The sequence below is a fragment of the Stenotrophomonas sp. KH_036_B genome, assembly GCF_057839485.1.
The window spans coordinates 1,122,624-1,137,854 of the sequence record NZ_CM174491.1; the positions used below are offsets into that span (position 1 = coordinate 1,122,624).

Consider the following 15,231-nt stretch of genomic DNA (forward strand, 5'->3'; position numbering starts at 1 on the left):
GGAACGAGGGCGTCAGCCGACATTGTCGCCCAAGGGAGCGGGAACCGGGGCGTGCAGGTGCTTTTTCTCCTTGTACTTGATCACCGCCTGGTCGAGCTTGTCGGCCAGGATGTCGATGGCGGCATACATGGTCTGGCCATCGGCCTTGACGTGGAGGGCCTTTCCGGCGAGGGTCACGTCGGCGTCCACGTGATGCTGGGTCTTGTCCAGCTTGAGTGTCACCCGGATCTGGCAGTGCTGGTCGAAGTGCTTTCCGACCCGGCCCACCTTTTCCTGCACGTAGCTCTGCAGGGCGGGGGTAACTTCCACGTTGCTGCCATACGTCTGGATTTCCATCGGTTCTTCTCCTCTTCGGATGTGCCAATGAACCTTCCCGCCCGGCGCGGTGGAGCGTCAGGCGATGCGTACTCTTTCGTGCGAGGCGGAAATGTTCATGGCCTCACGATACTTCGCAACAGTGCGCCGCGCCACCGGTATTCCCGATGTTTTGAGCAGGTCAGCCAGCTTGGCGTCAGAAAGCGGCTTGCGCGGATTCTCGTCGTCGATCAGGCGCCGGATCATGGCCTGGATGGCGGTGCTGGAGGCCTCGCCGCCGCTGTCGGTGTCGATGCCTGACGCGAAGAACGCGCGCAGGGGCAGGGTGCCGCGTGGGGTGCGCACGTATTTGCGGGCGATGGCCCGGGAAATGGTCGATTCGTGCAGGCCCAGCTCGGCCGCCACCTCGCGCAGGGTCAGCGGACGCAGCGCCTGCCCGCCGAACTCCAGGAAGGCGGCCTGCTGCTGGAGCAGGCAGCGCATGACCCGCAGCAGCGTCTCGCCGCGGGCTTCCAGGCCCTTGAGCAGCCAGCGGGCCTCCTGCAGGTGGGTGCGCAGGTAGCCGGCGTCGCTTTCGCCACAGCGGCGGATCATCTGCTCATAGCCGCGGTGAATGATGACCTTGGGACCGGCGTGGCCGGCCAGGGCGGCGCGCCAGGTGCCGTTCTGGCGCCAGACCACGCAGTCGGGCACCACGTAGCTGTCGTGGGTCAGTTCGCCGATCTGGGTGCCCGGGCGGGGATCCAGCGAGCGCAGCAGCTGCACGGCCGTTTCCACCGCCTCCACCGGCTCGCGGAGTTCATGGGCGATGCCGTTCACGCCGCTGCGCGGCAGGCGCTCCAGCGGGCCGTCGGCGATACGGCGGGCGAGGGCCAGGCCGGGCGTCTGCGGGTCCAGCACGTCCAGCTGCAGCAGCAGGCATTCGCCCAGGCTGCGCGCGCCGACGCCGATCGGATCGAAGCGCTGGATCTGGTGCAGCACGGTGACGATTTCGGCCTCGTTGGCGTGAATGGCCGGCAGCAGGGTCTCGGCGATGGCCGACAGCGGCTCGCGCAGGTAGCCGTCTTCTTCGAAGGCGTCGATCAGGGCCGCGCCGATGCTGCGGTCGCGGCTGGACAGATGCGACAGGTGCAGCTGCCACAGCAGGTGGTCGGCCAGGGTTTCGGTCTCGGCCACGCGTTCGGCGGCGCTGCCGTTGTCGTCATCGTCGAACGATCCGCCGCTGCTGCCGCTGCTCCAGTCGCCTTCGCCCGGGGCCCAGTCATCGGCGCCGGAGGGCGCCTGCTCACCGTGGTCGTCGCTGCCTTCGGCGCTTGCCGGGGGGCGTTCGTCGTCGCCCGACGGTATCTCCAGTGTCGGCTCGGCGTTCTCGGCCCAGTCCAGCAGCGGATTGGTTTCCACCGCTTCGGCGATCTCCAGCTCCAGTTCGGCGCTGGACATCTGCAACAGCTTGATGGCCTGACGCAGCTGTGGCGTCATGACCAGTTGTTGTCCCAGCGATGTCTGCAGCCGTGCTTTCATGCCTGTGCCGAACGGAGGGAAGGCGACGCAGCGGCCGGGCATCAGAGCTTGAAGGTGTCTCCAAGGTAGACGCGACGGACGTCGGCGTTGTCCAGGATGGCGTCCGGTGCTCCCTGCGCCAGTACGCTGCCTTCGTTGAGGATATACGCGCGGTCGCAGATTCCCAAGGTTTCGCGGACATTGTGGTCCGTGATCAGCACGCCGATGCCGCGCTGCTTGAGGTGAGTGACGATGCGCTGGATCTCGCCGACCGAAATCGGGTCGACGCCGGCGAACGGCTCATCCAGCAGGATCAGGCGCGGTCGCGCGGCCAGGGCGCGGGCGATTTCGCAGCGACGGCGCTCGCCGCCGGACAGGCTGGCGCCCATCTGGTCGGCCACGTGGTTGATCTGCAGTTCGTCCAGCAGCGAGTTCAGTTCCTTCTCGCGGCCGGCCTTGTCCAGGTCCTCGCGCAGCTCCAGCACCAGCCGGATGTTGTCGGCCACGCTCAGCTTGCGGAACACCGACGGTTCCTGCGGCAGGTAGCCCACGCCCTGCTTGGCGCGGGTGTACATCGGGTCGGCGGTGATGTCCTTGCCGTCGAGCACGATGCTGCCGGCGTCGGCCTCGACCAGGCCGACGATCATGTAGAAGCAGGTGGTCTTGCCGGCCCCGTTGGGGCCGAGCAGGCCCACCACTTCACCGGCGTCCAGGGTCAGTCCGAAATCCTTGACCACTTCGCGCTGCTTGTAGCGCTTGCGCAGGCCTTTGGCGACGAGCATTACTTCTTGCTCCCGGCAGTGGGGACGGTGGCCTTGGCCGGGGTGGCCGGCTTGGCGGCCGGGGCGGCACCCTTGTTCTTGGGCGGGATGACCGTGCGCACACGGCCCGCTTCGCCACCACCCCCGCTGTTCATCTCGCCGGTGCGGGTGTTGTAGACCATGCGCTGGCCGCTGTTGGTGCCCTGGGCGCTGACCACTTCGTAGTTGCCGGTCAGGGTGATGATCTCGCCCTTGATGTCGTAGTCGATCTTGTCGGCGCGGGCGTTCATGGCGCTGCCGTCATCCAGCTGCTGCTTCATGGTGGCCTGCTTGCCGGTGAAAATCGCCCGGACAGCTTCGCCATCCTTCATGTGGACGTCGGCCTGGGCGGCGCGGATATCCAGCGTGCCCTGGGTGATGACCACGTTGCGCGACAGGGTGATGACACCGTCGCCGAGGAACGACCCGGACTGCGCATCGGATTCGATGGTCATTTCCTGGTTGCGGTCGGTGCTCTTGGCCTGCACGGCGACGGCGGGAACCATCAGGATGAGGGCGAATGCAGCGGCGTGGAGGATCTTCATGACGTGGGGCTTTCCTGCCAGATTCGGGGAAACGGCCAAGGCCGTTGCTGGAGTATCGGGGCGCTTCATTGACGGGGCGTGTAACGGGTCTTGACCTGGCTCAGGAACTGGTAGGTCTTGTTGCTGGAGTTCAGCGCGAACCCGACCCCGGACTGGGTCATGCCTGGCCGGGTGAGGGTCACCAGCCCGTCGGAGGTGGCCCGGTTCTCCTTCGGGAACACGTCCATCTGCTCGGTGCGGAAGGTGGTGGGCGGTACGCTGGGCACGCGCGGGCTGTCGCCGCTGACGTTGCCGGTCAGGCGCAGCGTGTCGCCGGTTGCGCTGACCCAGCCGGTGTCGCTGCGCAGTTCCCAGTGGTTGCCGTCCTGGTCGGGCAGCAGGAACAGCGGCGTCTTGATGGTCATGGTCTCGTCGCTGCGGGTGCGTTCCAGCAGCGGCGCGCGCAGCGTCGTCGATTCGCGGCCCTGCTCGTCCAGCGCAATGATCTGGAAATCGTGCAGCACGTAGTCCTTGCTGCCATCGTCGCCGGCGGCGACCGGCGCTTTGTCGCGATTGCGCAGCAGCGACCAGCCGCTGAACAGCGCGGCCACCAGCAGCAGTCCGCCGAGTGCGTTGCGCCAGTTCATGCGCCGAACCTCTTCAACACCGCGTCTACATGCCCCTGCGCGGCCAGCAGCACGTCGCACAGCTCGCGTGCGGCACCGCGGCCGCCATCGGCGCGGGTCTGCCAGTGCACGCGCTCGGCGATCCACGGATGCGCGTTGGCCGGCGCCACCGCCAACCCGACCGCGCACAGCGGTGCCAGGTCGGGCAGGTCGTCGCCCATGAACGCCACCTGGTCCAGGCCGATGCCGTGCTGTTCGCACAACACCTGCACGCTGGCCAGCTTGTCGCCGACCGCGATCTGGGTGTCGATGCCGAGGTCAGCGCCACGCTTGAGCGCCGACAGGCTGTTGCGCGCGGTGATCAGCACCGGGTGGATGCCGTGTTGCTGCAGCAGTTTCAGGCCGAGTCCGTCCTGCACGTAATACGCCTTGCTCTCGTTGCCGTCCCGGTCGTAGTAGAGCCGACCGTCGGTGAGCGTGCCGTCCACGTCGAAGCAGGCCAGCCGGATGCGGCCAGCGACGGCATGCAGGTGGGACGGGAAACCGGGCAACGGGGAGTAGGGCATCTAGGCGCGCAGGTCAGCTGAATGGAGGAAGGTCACTGTGGTTTAAACCACTCTGGCCCGCAACAGGTCATGAATATTGAGGGCGCCCACCGCGCGTCCCTCGCCATCGACCACGATCAGGCCATTGATTTTCTGGGTTTCCATGACCCGTGCGGCCTCCACGGCCAGCTGGTCGGCCCCGATGGTGCGGGGCTGGCGGGTCATCACATCGACGATGCGCGCGCTGCGTACGTCCAGGTCACTGTCCAGGGCGCGGCGCAGGTCGCCGTCGGTGAACAGCCCGATCAGGCGCTGGTCGGCATCCACCACGGCGGTCATGCCCAGCCGCTTGCGGCTCATCTCGACCAGGGCCTCGCTGAGGCTGGCGGATTCGCCCACCCACGGCAGCTCGTCGCCGCTGTGCATGACGTCGGTGATGTGCAGCAGCAGGCGGCGGCCGAGGCTGCCGGCCGGGTGCGAACGGGCGAAGTCGTCGGCGGTGAAGCCCCGCGCGTCCAGCAGGGCCACCGCCAGCGCGTCGCCCATCGCCAGCGAGGCGGTGGTGCTGGAGGTGGGGGCCAGCGCCAGCGGGCAGGCCTCGGCCGGCACGCTCACGTCCAAGTGCACATCGGCGGCCAGGGCCAGCGAGGAGGCGGGCCGGCCGGTCATGGCGATCACGCGGTTGCCCTGGCGCTTGAGCACCGGCAGCAGCATCAGCACTTCGTCGGACTCGCCCGAGTAGGACAGCGCCAGCACCACGTCGGCGTCGGTGATCATGCCCAGGTCGCCGTGGCCGGCCTCGCCCGGGTGTACGTAGAACGCCGGGGTGCCGGTGGAGGCCAGCGTGGCGGCGATCTTGCGTGCCACGTGGCCGGACTTGCCCATGCCGGTGGCGACCACCCGGCCGCGGCTTTCCAGCACCAGCTGGCAGGCCCGGCTGAAGTCGTCGCCCAGGCGTTCGGCAACCGCCAGCAGGGCGTCGCGCTCGATCTCGAACACGCGGCGACCGCTGGCGACCAGCGCTGCGGGGTCGGCGGGTTGGGGGGGCAGGGGCGATACAGCCATGCGGGCGCCACGCGGAAGAGTAGAATGAGCGCTCATTTTATTAGGAAAGCCCGTTGGACGCCGAGACCATCCGCAAACTGATCGAAACCGGCCTGCCGGGCGCCCGCGCGGACGTGCAGGGTGACGATGGCGTGCATTTCGAGGCCACCGTGGTCTGCGATGCCTTCGCCGGCAAGCTGCCCTTGGCGCGCCACCGCATGGTCTATGCCACCCTGGGCGACCTGATGGGCGGGGCGATCCATGCGCTGGCGCTCAAGACTGTTACGCCGGCCGAGGCTGGTTGAGCTTTACCTCTTTCTCCTTATTTTCCCGGACTCCATGGCCAAGATCGTAGTGACCGGCGGCAAGCCGCTGCACGGTGAAGTGAACATTTCCGGCGCCAAGAACGCCGTCCTCCCCATCCTGTGCGCGACCCTGCTGGCCGATGCGCCGGTGGAGATCACCAATGTGCCGCACCTGCACGACGTGGTCACCACGGTGAAGCTGCTCAGCGAGCTGGGTGCGAAGGTCACCATCGACCAGGGCACGCTGTCGCGTGGCAGCGCGATCGTGGTCGACCCGCGTCCGGTGAACCAGCACGTGGCGCCGTATGAGCTGGTGCGCACCATGCGCGCCTCGATCCTGGTGCTGGGCCCGCTGCTGGCCCGCTTCGGTGCGGCGGAAGTGTCGCTGCCCGGCGGCTGCGCCATCGGCTCGCGCCCGGTTGACCAGCACATCAAGGGCCTGCAGGCGCTGGGTGCGGACATCACCGTCGAGAACGGCTTCATCAAGGCCCAGGCCAAGCGGCTCAAGGGCGCGCACTTCACCTTCGACATGGTCAGCGTGACCGGCACCGAGAACGTGCTGATGGCGGCCGTGCTCGCCGAAGGCACCACCGTGCTGGACAACGCGGCGATGGAGCCGGAAGTCACCGACCTGGCGCACTGCCTGATCGCACTCGGCGCGAAGATCGAAGGCCTGGGCACCGCCCGCCTGGTGATCGAAGGCGTGGAGAAGCTGTCCGGCGGCCGTCATGAAGTGCTGCCCGACCGCATCGAAACCGGCACCTTCCTGGTGGCCGCGGCGATGACCGGCGGCAAGGTCACGGTCAACCGCGCCCGTCCCAATACCATGGACGCGGTGCTGTCCAAGCTGGTGGAAGCCGGTGCGAAGATCGAGACCACCGACGACAGCATCACGCTGGACATGGAAGGCAAGCGCCCGCGCGCGGTCAACCTGACCACCGCGCCGTACCCGGCCTTCCCGACCGACATGCAGGCCCAGTTCATGGCGCTCAACTGCGTGGCCGACGGCGTGGGGGTGATCAATGAAACGATCTTCGAAAACCGCTTCATGCACGTCAACGAACTGCTGCGCCTGGGCGCGGACATCCAGGTGGAAGGGCATACCGCGATTGTTCGTGGTGCCGACCAGCTCAGCGGTGCGCCGGTGATGGCAACCGACCTGCGTGCGTCGGCGTCGCTGATCCTGGCCGGGTTGATGGCCGACGGTGACACCACCATCGACCGCATCTACCACCTCGACCGCGGCTACGAGAACATCGAAGAGAAGCTCTCGTCGCTCGGCGCGACCATCCGGCGCGTCGCATGATCCTGCGCGGCCAGTTCACCCGCCGCCGCAAGGCACTGCTGGTCCTGATACTGGTGGTGCTGGGCTGGCTGGGCTACGCCTGGTACGCCGATATCGCCATCACCCAGGGCCTGGAACAGCAGGACATGGACTGGAATGGCGATGGCACGGTCAGCCGCACCGAGGTGCTGCAGTCGTTCTACGCCGTTGGCGTGACCAAGACCGAGGAAGGCAACCGCCATTGCAGCGCGTTCTACTGGCGCAAGACCGGCGGGCAGATCCGCGTGGACTGCAAGACGGTGTTCCAGGCCGAAACGCCCGCGAAATAGAAAAACGCCCGCGATGCGGGCGTTTTTTGTATCGACCCACGGTCGATACCTACCTGTGCATCATTTGAACGATTTGATGGTCAGGTCCAACGCATCCTTGCCGCCCTCGCGCTGCAGCAGGCGCACCGGCACCGGGAATTCGGGCACGATCCACACGATCTGCTGCTTGTTGCCGTCCACCCGCGAGACCTTGGTGGCGTCATAGGACTTGCCCGCGATGGTCACCTTTTCCTTGCCTTCGGACGTGTAGCCCAGCTGCTTGATGCGGCCTTCGTCCACCATCCGGTACTTGAGCGGCTTGCCGGCGGCGAGGTCGCGCGCGATCGCCAGGTTGATCAGCAGAGCGTCCATGTCACCGGGCTTCAGTGCGACCGGGCCGGCGCGGTCCGGCTTGATGTCGCCGGTCCAGGTGGCCTGGTTCTTCGCCCAGTCGTAGTTGGCCTGCACGTTGCGCTTCTTCACCAGCAGCACCGAGCTGTCCTTGCTGCTGAGCGGGCGCAGGCGGCCGCTGGCTTCCTCGAACACCGTGTTCTGACTGAGCGTGGCCATCGGGCTGCGCACGTCCAGGCTGTATTTCCAGGTGTTGCCGTCAGCCTTGGCCAGGGTCATGGTGCCCGGGGCCTGCACGCCCATGTAGTTGGCCTGGTACTGCGCGGAAAACGGCTCCAGCGCCAGTGCGGGCAGACTGGTCAGGGCCAGTGCGCCAACGGCGATCCAGGACAGCGGGCGGGTGAGGGTGGTCATGCTCAGACTCCTTGGTATTCGATCAGGCGCAGGTCGATCCGATCTTCGCCGTCTTCACGTTGCAGGATGCGCACCGGGGTAGGAACCCCGTTGGCGATCCAGAGGATGGTTTCGTCATTGCCGCCGTTGGTCCGATGGACCCGCAGCGCGTTGTAGGACAGCTCGCCGACCTGGACGTTCTCGGTATCCGGTGCGGCCTGGTAGTCGTGCTGGCGGACGCGACCGACGTCGACATAGCGGTAATGCATCTGCCCGCCCGGCCGCGCGTCGCGCATGATCGCCAGGTTGATCAGCAGCGCGCTCTGGTCGCCGGGCTGCAGCGGAATGGGTTGGGTGCGTTCCTTCTTGAGGTCGCCCAGCCACTGTGCCGTGCCCGCCTGCCAGTTGTAGGTGCCGGAGACCTTCTTGCCCAGGAACAGGCCCTTGCGCACGGTGGCCTGGCTGATCGGTACGTAAGTGGTGCCGTGCTTCTCGAACACGGTGCTCTGTTCCAGGTTCAAGCCGAGCACGCTGGCGAAGCCTTTCCGGCCGATGACCTGCATGTCCACCCGCCACTGGTCACCCCCGGTGTGGGTCACGCGCATGGTCGCATCGCCCGCTTCCTTGCCCTTGTACAGGGCCTGGTAGGTGGCGGTGAACGGTTCCAGCGGCGGCGCCTCCCACGACACCGGGGGCAGCGCCGGCAGTTCGGGCGGCGGCGGCTCCTGCGCCTGGGCAATGGCCACGGTGCACAGCAGGGATGCAAACAGCAGCACTGGCTTGGACAGGGTCGTTTTCATGCGCGCGCAGCAACGGGGGAGGAAGGAGGATGCCAGCGTCCGGGTCAGCGGCGCGTGTGCGCCCTGGCTATCGATTCAGCTGGCCAGCGCAATCTAGGCGCAGCGGACTGAACAGGGGGTGGCCGTCAGCGTGGAGTTGGCCGTCGCGTTCAGCCACGCGGCCGGCCACCAGCCAGTGCAGGCTGGCGATCAGCAGCGGGTGTTCCACCGCCAGGACGCGCTGGGCCAGCCGTTCGGCGCTGTCGCCGGGCAGGACCGGCACCCTGGCCTGGGCCAGCACGGTGCCGGCATCCAGTTCGGGCACGACGAAGTGCACGCTGGCGCCGGCCTCGGCATCGCCGGCGGCCAGGGCGCGGGCATGGGTGTGCAGGCCCTTGTACAGCGGCAGCAGCGAGGGGTGGATGTTGACCAGCCGGCCGCTGAAACGCTGCACGAACGCTTCGCCCAGGATGCGCATGTAGCCGGCGCAGACCACCCAGTCCGGTGCGAAGCCGGCCAGGGCATCGCCGAGCGCGGCATCGAACGCGGTGCGGTCGGCGAAGTCCTTCGGCGAGCGGGCCCAGCGCCGCTCCGGGGCCACCTTGAGCAGGGCGGAGGCGTCGGGCTTGTCCGACAGTACGGCCACCACCTCGGCATCCAGCTGCCCGGCGGCAATCGCGTCCACGATCGCCTGCAGGTTGCTGCCGCGGCCCGAGGCCAGTACGGCAATGCGGCTGGGTGAACTCATTTCAGTGCCTTCCGCGTGAGCAGTGGCCAGGTCAGCAGCGCGCCCACGGTAGCCAGCAGCATGTCGGCATGCGCATCCCACAGGTCGCCCTGCTGGCCGTTGTAGGACTCGGCGGCTTCCGGCGACAGCAGCAGGGCAATGCCCCACTCGAACCATTCGTACACGAGGCTGGACGACATGATGGTCATCACCGCCAGCGCGAACGCCTGCCCGATGCGCAGGCGCGGCCAGGCGTGCCGCGTCAGTTGCACCAGGGCCGGGGTGAAGCAGGCGCCGTAGAGGAAATGGATGAGACGGTCGAAATGGTTGCGCTGCCAGCCGAAGGTGGCGTTCGGCGACCAGTGCACGGCGGCCTGCAGCCAGGCGTCATACGGGACGTTGGAATACAGCCAGCGCGCAGCGATGCAATGGATGGCGATGAAGCCGCAGATGGCCGCGAACGCGCCGCTGCCGAGGGGCCAGCGCCGGTCCACCCACCACAGCGCGGCCAGCCCGACGACAGTGAGCGTGCTATGCAGCGTCTGTTCGAGCGGCCACAGCGGGTGGATCCAGGTGGCGACAAAGACCGCCAGCACGCCCGCGAAGGCGGCCTTCTTGGCAAGCGCTGCGTGGGCGCTGATCATGCAATGACCGTGCTTTCCGGTGGCAGGAAGCTGGCCTGTACTTCCGGCCGCAGCAGGGCCCACAGTGCGTAGGCGCCCAGTGCGATGCCCAGTGCGCCGGCCAGGCAGGCCAGGCCGGCGGCGATCATGCACAGCCGGTGCTGCCGGCGGGCGGCCAGCCGTCGCGCGGCGATGATGCTCAGCGTGCCCAGCGCGGCGTAGACCACCGCGCCCACGCCCAGCAGCACCAGCAACAGCAACGGCGCGGCATCCGGGTCGGTGCTCTTGCCTTCGCTGATGTAGCCGGCCACGGCGACAAGCAGCAACAGCGGGGCGATGAGCAGCTCTACGGCGCCCAGTACATAGAACATGATCTTGAGCGAATGCAGGTGCGAGGCGACCTGGATATGCGTCCAGCGACCCCGGACGGGCAGCGGTGGGGGTGTGGAAGACATCGGAACCTCAGGGGTGGGTAAGGGAAGGCGCGTCGAATGCGGCCTTGACCGCCGGGCGCAGCAGCACGATCAGGGTGAACACGCCCAGTACCGTGCCCAGCGGCATCAGCATGCACGACAGCGCCGCCACCACCAGGCACAGCGTGTGGCGGCGACGGCGCGCCAGGCAGCGCCCGGCATAGGCCATGAACCCGGCCAACGTCAGTCCGCACAGGATCAGGACCGAGCCGATCACGATGAAGATCCAGCCAAACAGCCGGGTCTCGGCGAGCGACGCCGGGCCGCCATTGCTCTCAATCGGCATGCCGCCGCTCAGGGCGGCGATGCCGATCCCCACGTGGATCAGCGGGAACAGCGAGAACAGCGCGGTCAGGCCGGCCACCACGTAATGGAAGATCGACAGCAGCCGCAGCTGCGAGGCGTCTTCGAGCGACAGCGTCGGTGTGGAAAGAGGCGGTGCGTCCATGCAGGTCTCCTCGTGGGTCAGCCGATCCGCACGCGTTCGGTGCCTTCGGCCGTGGTGACCGTGCCGATGGTCCACTGCGCCAGGCCCTGGGCCTCGACGGCGGCGGACACCGACGGGACCTGGTCCGGGCTCACGATCAGCACGAAACCGATGCCGCAGTTGAAGGTCCGCCACATCTCGCTGTCGGCGACCGCGCCCTCCTGCTGCAGCCACTGGAACACGGGCGGCAGGGTCCACGACGAGGCGTCGATGTCCAGGCCCAGGCCCTCGGGCACCACGCGGATGATGTTCTCGGTCAGGCCGCCACCGGTGATGTGGGCCATGCCGTGGATCGCCGCGCCGTGGGTCTTGAGCAGCGCCAGGATGGGCTTGACGTACAGGCGGGTGGGAGCCATCAGCGCGTCGACCAGCTTGACCCCGCCGTCCAGCTCCAGCTCGGCCGGGCGGCCGGCGCGATCGTAGATGCGGCGGATCAGCGAGTAGCCGTTGGAGTGCGGGCCCGAGGAGGCGATGCCGATCAGCACGTCGCCGGCAGCCACGCTGGCGCCGTCCTTGAGTTCGCTCTTCTCCACGCCGGCCACGGTGAAGCCGGCCAGGTCGTATTCGCCCGGCGGGTACATGTCCGGCATTTCGGCGGTCTCGCCGCCGATCAGCGCGCAACCGGCCTCGGTGCAGCCGTTGGCGATGCCGCCCACGACCGCCGCAGCGGTGTCGATGTCCAGCTTGCCGGTGGCGAAATAGTCCAGGAAGAACAGCGGCTCGGCGCCCTGCACCAGCACGTCGTTCACGCACATGGCCACCAGATCGATGCCGATCGTGTCATGCCGGCCCAGCTGTTGTGCGAGCTTCAGCTTGGTGCCCACGCCGTCCGTGCCCGACACCAGCACCGGCTCGCGGTACTTGTTGGAGAGGTCGAACAGGGCGCCGAAACCGCCCAGGCCACCCATCACCTCGGGCCGGAAGCTGCGCTTCACCAGCGGCTTGATGCGCTCGACCAGTTCGTTGCCCGCGTCGATGTCGACGCCGGCGTCGCGGTAGGTCAGGGGGGAGGGGTTGGACGGGGAATTGGTCACGGGCGTCGGCGCTGCGCTGGGGTGAAAGCGGGATTTTAACAGGCCACGTTGGCGCGCAGGCCCTATTCGGGCAACAATTCCCCCCGGATACGCTCAATGGAAGTCCTGATGCGCCGCAGCCTCATTTTGATTATGTTCCTCGCGCTGTGCCTGCCGGTGGCCACGATGGCCCAGAGCGGCATGCGCACCGAGGGTGACGTGGCTACGGCCAGCGGCGCCTACGAGGCCGAAGTGCCGGTCAACAGCCAGGCCGATGCCGACCGCAACGGGGCCCTGTCCCGCGCGCTGGGTAATGTGCTGGCCAAGTTGTCGGGCGACCGCAGTGTCATGACCCGCCCGGGCGTGATGCAGGCCCTGCGCGATGCCAAGAACTACGTGGCCAGCTATGACTACCGGCAGGACCAGAGCACCTCGGCCAGCGGGGCGCCCAGCTACCGCACCATGCTGGTGGCCCGGTTCCGCCAGGACGACGTGGACGGGCTGATCTCGGCCCTGGGCCTGCCGTTGTGGCCGCAGCCCCGGCCCAAGCCGGTGATCTGGCTGGCCATCGACGATGGCTCCGGCCCGCGCCTGGTGACCGTGCAGCAGGCCAATGCGGCCCGCCCGTTGCTGAACCGCGCCATCGAGCGCGGCTACAAGCTGGGGCTGCCCACCGGCAGCGCCGCCGAGCAGGCCCTGGTCGGGGCGATCTGGCGCCAGGACACCGCTGCGGTGGCTCGGGCCTCGTCCCGCTATGCCCCGCCGATGCAGCTGGTCGGCAAGCTGTACCGCGACAAGAGCGGCGGCTGGGTCGCCGACTGGGTGTTCGTCGACGGTGGCAAGGAACTGAACAAGTGGACCACCAAGGACAGCGATGCCCGCCGCGCCATGGCCGGGGGCGCCGACGGCACCGCCGATGCGCTGGTGCGCCGTTACGCCAAGGCCGGTGCGGCCACCGGTGCCGCCGGGACCTACACCATCGCGGTGACCGGCCTGGACAGCGCCGAGGACTACATGCGGCTGGCGGCTGGGCTGCGTGAGAACCCGGTGGTGCGCAACATCACCCCGCTGCGCGCGTCGGGCAACCGCCTGGAGCTGGCGCTGGAGATGACCACCGGCCTGGCCGGGCTGAACCGCATGCTGGGCGACAACGGCGTGATTGCGCCGCTGGCCCCGCTGCCGGTGCCGATCGACGAAGACGCGGCGCCCGGCACCCCGCCGCCGCCGGCCAGCAACGAGTACCGCCTGCGATGATCCTCACCCCCGAAGCCGAAATCGCGCAGTTCCTGCGCCGCGTCAAATACATCCTGCTGGCGTTGGCAATCGGTTGGGTGGTGTGGCTGCTGGCCCCGATCCTGACCCCGTTCGTGCTGGCGCTGGCCCTGGCCTGGCTGGGCGACCCGCTGGTGGACCGGATCGAGGCCACCGGCCGTTCGCGCAATACCGGCGTGGTGCTGGTGTTCGTGGCGATGGTGCTGACCATCACCGCCGCGCTGCTGATCCTGGTGCCGATGATCGAACGCCAGATCGCCACGTTGATCGCGGCCATTCCGCAGGCCCAGCAGTGGCTGATGCAGACCGGCATTCCGTGGTTCGAGCAGAAGACCGGCATGGAAATCATGCCGTGGCTGGAGCCGGACCGCCTGATCGACTGGGTGCGCAGCCATTGGGAACAGGCCGGCGGTTTCGCCAAGACCTTCTTCGGGTACGTGTCGCGTTCCGGCTTTGCGATGGTGACCTGGGTGGTCAACATCCTGCTGCTGCCGATCCTGGCGTTCTACTTCCTGCGCGACTGGGACAAGCTGGTCGAGCGTGTCGCCTCGACCATCCCGCGCAACCATGTGGGCACCATCACCAAGCTGGCGCGTGAGTCCAACGAGGTGCTGGGTGCGTTCATCCGCGGCCAGTTCCTGGTGATGGTGGCGCTTGGCCTGATCTACGCCATCGGCCTGTCGCTGGTGGGCCTGAAGCTGGGCCTGTTGATCGGCCTGATCGCCGGCCTGATCAGCTTCATCCCGTACCTGGGCGCCACCACCGGCATCGTCATGGCCGTACTGGCCGCGCTGGTGCAGGCACAGGGCTTCGATCTGAAGCTGCTGATCCTGGTCGGCGTGGTGTTCACCGTGGGCCAGCTGCTGGAAAGCTACGTGCTCACCCCGCGCATCGTGGGCGACAAGATCGGCCTGCATCCGGTGGCGGTGATCTTCGCGGTGATGGCCGGTGGCCAGCTGTTCGGATTCCTGGGCATGCTGCTGGCGCTGCCGGTGGCGGCGGTGAGCAATGTGCTGCTGCGCTATGCGCACCTGCGCTATCGCGAGAGCGAGCTGTATGCCGGTGAGAAGACTGCGATCGTGCTCGATTCCTATATCGACAAGCCGACCCTGGTCGTCGAAACGCCCAAGGGCCCGGACCTGAAGTGAGCGTGGTTCCGCAGCTGCCGCTTGCCCTGCGCTACCCGCAGGACGAGCGACTGGAGACCTTCATCGGCGCACCGGACGGTGCGCTGGCGCAGCTGCGCGCCATCGCCGTGGGCGAGGATCAGCACTGGGTGTACCTGGAAGGGGCGGCCGGCACCGGCAAGACCCACCAGGCACTGGCGATGTGTTCGCTGGCCGAACAGGCCGGGCGGCAGCCTACCTACCTGCCGTTGAAGGCGGTGGTGGGGCGCACCCGCGCGGCGCTGGAATCGCTGGAAGGCCGCGACCTGGTGGCGCTGGATGGGCTGGATGCGGTGGCCGGACATCGCGATGACGAAGTGGCGCTGTTCGATTTCCACAACCGCGCGCGCAGTACCGGCATTACGTTGATGTACACCGCGCAGCACGCACCGGACCAGCTCGGCCTGGTGCTGCCGGACCTGCGTTCGCGCCTGCAGCAGTGCGTGCGCGTGGTGTTGCAGCCACTGGACGACGAAGGCCGCGCGGCGGTGCTGCGTGAGCGCGCGGCGCGGCGCGGGTTGTCGATTGATGAGGCCGCTATTGAGTGGCTGCTGACCCGCACCGGGCGGGAGCTGGGCAGCCTGGTGAGCCTGCTGGACTGGCTGGATCGCGAGTCGCTGGCCGCGCAGCGGCGCATTACCGTGCCGTTTTTGCGGCAGGTGGTGGAAGAAGGTTCGCACCGGTTGTAAAGCCAC

Annotated in this window: 20 protein-coding genes; 6 read left to right on the forward strand and 14 right to left on the reverse strand. The window is 67.8% G+C overall.

Annotation, left to right across the window (positions count from 1 at the left end):
- Positions 1–12: 12 nt before the first annotated feature.
- From hpf to AC3ITN_RS05200, 7 genes are all read right to left on the reverse strand, one after another.
- A complete protein-coding gene (gene hpf, locus AC3ITN_RS05170) occupies positions 13–336 on the reverse strand; it encodes a ribosome hibernation-promoting factor, HPF/YfiA family (RefSeq protein WP_313346401.1) in 324 nt (107 codons plus the stop codon).
- A 57-nt stretch (positions 337–393) separates the two neighbouring features.
- Positions 394–1,836: an RNA polymerase factor sigma-54 gene (locus AC3ITN_RS05175; RefSeq protein ID WP_313346399.1), complete on the reverse strand. Its 1,443-nt coding sequence runs from the start codon at positions 1,834–1,836 to the stop codon at positions 394–396.
- A 41-nt stretch (positions 1,837–1,877) separates the two neighbouring features.
- Positions 1,878–2,597 carry an LPS export ABC transporter ATP-binding protein gene (gene lptB, locus AC3ITN_RS05180; protein ID WP_313346396.1) on the reverse strand — a complete coding sequence of 240 codons (720 nt, stop codon included), beginning with the start codon at positions 2,595–2,597 and terminating at the stop codon, positions 1,878–1,880.
- On the reverse strand, positions 2,597–3,160 hold the full coding sequence (gene lptA / locus AC3ITN_RS05185; protein WP_313346393.1) for a lipopolysaccharide transport periplasmic protein LptA: 564 nt from the start codon (positions 3,158–3,160) through the stop codon (positions 2,597–2,599). Before lptA ends, lptB begins: the two co-directional genes overlap by 1 nt.
- A 65-nt stretch (positions 3,161–3,225) precedes the next feature.
- Positions 3,226–3,786, reverse strand: a complete 561-nt coding sequence (gene lptC / locus AC3ITN_RS05190) for an LPS export ABC transporter periplasmic protein LptC (RefSeq protein WP_489392252.1) — start codon at positions 3,784–3,786, stop codon at positions 3,226–3,228.
- Complete coding sequence (locus AC3ITN_RS05195) at positions 3,783–4,331, reverse strand: KdsC family phosphatase (protein WP_313346388.1); 549 nt, start codon at positions 4,329–4,331, stop codon at positions 3,783–3,785. The genes lptC and AC3ITN_RS05195 overlap by 4 nt, the downstream gene beginning before the upstream one ends.
- A 42-nt stretch (positions 4,332–4,373) precedes the next feature.
- Entirely contained in the window at positions 4,374–5,375 is a 1,002-nt protein-coding gene (locus AC3ITN_RS05200) for a KpsF/GutQ family sugar-phosphate isomerase (protein WP_489392253.1), read from the reverse strand.
- A gap of 53 nt (positions 5,376–5,428) precedes the next feature.
- Between AC3ITN_RS05200 and AC3ITN_RS05205 the strand changes: the two genes are divergently transcribed.
- Genes AC3ITN_RS05205 through AC3ITN_RS05215 form a run of 3 tightly spaced genes read left to right on the forward strand, consistent with a single transcriptional unit; the run spans position 5,429 to position 7,273 of the window.
- On the forward strand, positions 5,429–5,659 hold the full coding sequence (locus AC3ITN_RS05205; protein ID WP_411850156.1) for a BolA family protein: 231 nt from the start codon (positions 5,429–5,431) through the stop codon (positions 5,657–5,659).
- A 34-nt stretch (positions 5,660–5,693) separates the two neighbouring features.
- Positions 5,694–6,965 (forward strand): UDP-N-acetylglucosamine 1-carboxyvinyltransferase, encoded by a 1,272-nt coding sequence (gene murA, locus AC3ITN_RS05210; protein ID WP_489392254.1) that lies wholly within the window; start codon positions 5,694–5,696, stop codon positions 6,963–6,965.
- Positions 6,962–7,273, forward strand: coding sequence for an EF-hand domain-containing protein (locus AC3ITN_RS05215; protein WP_489392255.1), 312 nt, complete (start codon positions 6,962–6,964; stop codon positions 7,271–7,273). Before murA ends, AC3ITN_RS05215 begins: the two co-directional genes overlap by 4 nt.
- 60 nt (positions 7,274–7,333) lie before the next feature.
- On the opposite strand, the gene AC3ITN_RS05220 is transcribed toward AC3ITN_RS05215, so the two are convergent.
- The 7 genes from AC3ITN_RS05220 to purM form a co-directional block, all read right to left on the reverse strand.
- A complete protein-coding gene (locus AC3ITN_RS05220; RefSeq protein ID WP_313346378.1) occupies positions 7,334–8,017 on the reverse strand; it encodes a DUF3108 domain-containing protein in 684 nt (227 codons plus the stop codon).
- A gap of 2 nt (positions 8,018–8,019) precedes the next feature.
- Positions 8,020–8,796 (reverse strand): DUF3108 domain-containing protein, encoded by a 777-nt coding sequence (locus AC3ITN_RS05225; protein ID WP_313346375.1) that lies wholly within the window; start codon positions 8,794–8,796, stop codon positions 8,020–8,022.
- Positions 8,797–8,863: 67 nt separating this feature from the next.
- Entirely contained in the window at positions 8,864–9,523 is a 660-nt protein-coding gene (gene purN, locus AC3ITN_RS05230) for a phosphoribosylglycinamide formyltransferase (protein WP_489392256.1), read from the reverse strand.
- The gene (locus tag AC3ITN_RS05235) at positions 9,520–10,146 is read right to left on the reverse strand and encodes a DUF2238 domain-containing protein (RefSeq protein WP_489392257.1); all 627 of its coding nucleotides are present in this window, start codon (positions 10,144–10,146) and stop codon (positions 9,520–9,522) included. Before AC3ITN_RS05235 ends, purN begins: the two co-directional genes overlap by 4 nt.
- On the reverse strand, positions 10,143–10,580 hold the full coding sequence (locus AC3ITN_RS05240) for a hypothetical protein (RefSeq protein ID WP_313346367.1): 438 nt from the start codon (positions 10,578–10,580) through the stop codon (positions 10,143–10,145). The genes AC3ITN_RS05235 and AC3ITN_RS05240 overlap by 4 nt, the downstream gene beginning before the upstream one ends.
- A gap of 7 nt (positions 10,581–10,587) precedes the next feature.
- Positions 10,588–11,046, reverse strand: a complete 459-nt coding sequence (locus tag AC3ITN_RS05245; protein WP_313346365.1) for a hypothetical protein — start codon at positions 11,044–11,046, stop codon at positions 10,588–10,590.
- Between the two features lie 17 nt (positions 11,047–11,063).
- A complete protein-coding gene (gene purM, locus AC3ITN_RS05250; RefSeq protein WP_489392874.1) occupies positions 11,064–12,089 on the reverse strand; it encodes a phosphoribosylformylglycinamidine cyclo-ligase in 1,026 nt (341 codons plus the stop codon).
- Positions 12,090–12,227: 138 nt separating this feature from the next.
- On the opposite strand from purM, the gene AC3ITN_RS05255 reads away from it, so the two are divergent.
- Genes AC3ITN_RS05255 through hda form a run of 3 tightly spaced genes read left to right on the forward strand, consistent with a single transcriptional unit; the run spans position 12,228 to position 15,225 of the window.
- Positions 12,228–13,352, forward strand: coding sequence for a DUF2066 domain-containing protein (locus tag AC3ITN_RS05255; protein WP_313346363.1), 1,125 nt, complete (start codon positions 12,228–12,230; stop codon positions 13,350–13,352).
- Positions 13,349–14,518 (forward strand): AI-2E family transporter, encoded by a 1,170-nt coding sequence (locus AC3ITN_RS05260; RefSeq protein ID WP_489392258.1) that lies wholly within the window; start codon positions 13,349–13,351, stop codon positions 14,516–14,518. Before AC3ITN_RS05255 ends, AC3ITN_RS05260 begins: the two co-directional genes overlap by 4 nt.
- Entirely contained in the window at positions 14,515–15,225 is a 711-nt protein-coding gene (gene hda / locus AC3ITN_RS05265) for a DnaA regulatory inactivator Hda (protein ID WP_313346358.1), read from the forward strand. The genes AC3ITN_RS05260 and hda overlap by 4 nt, the downstream gene beginning before the upstream one ends.
- Positions 15,226–15,231 lie beyond the last annotated feature (6 nt).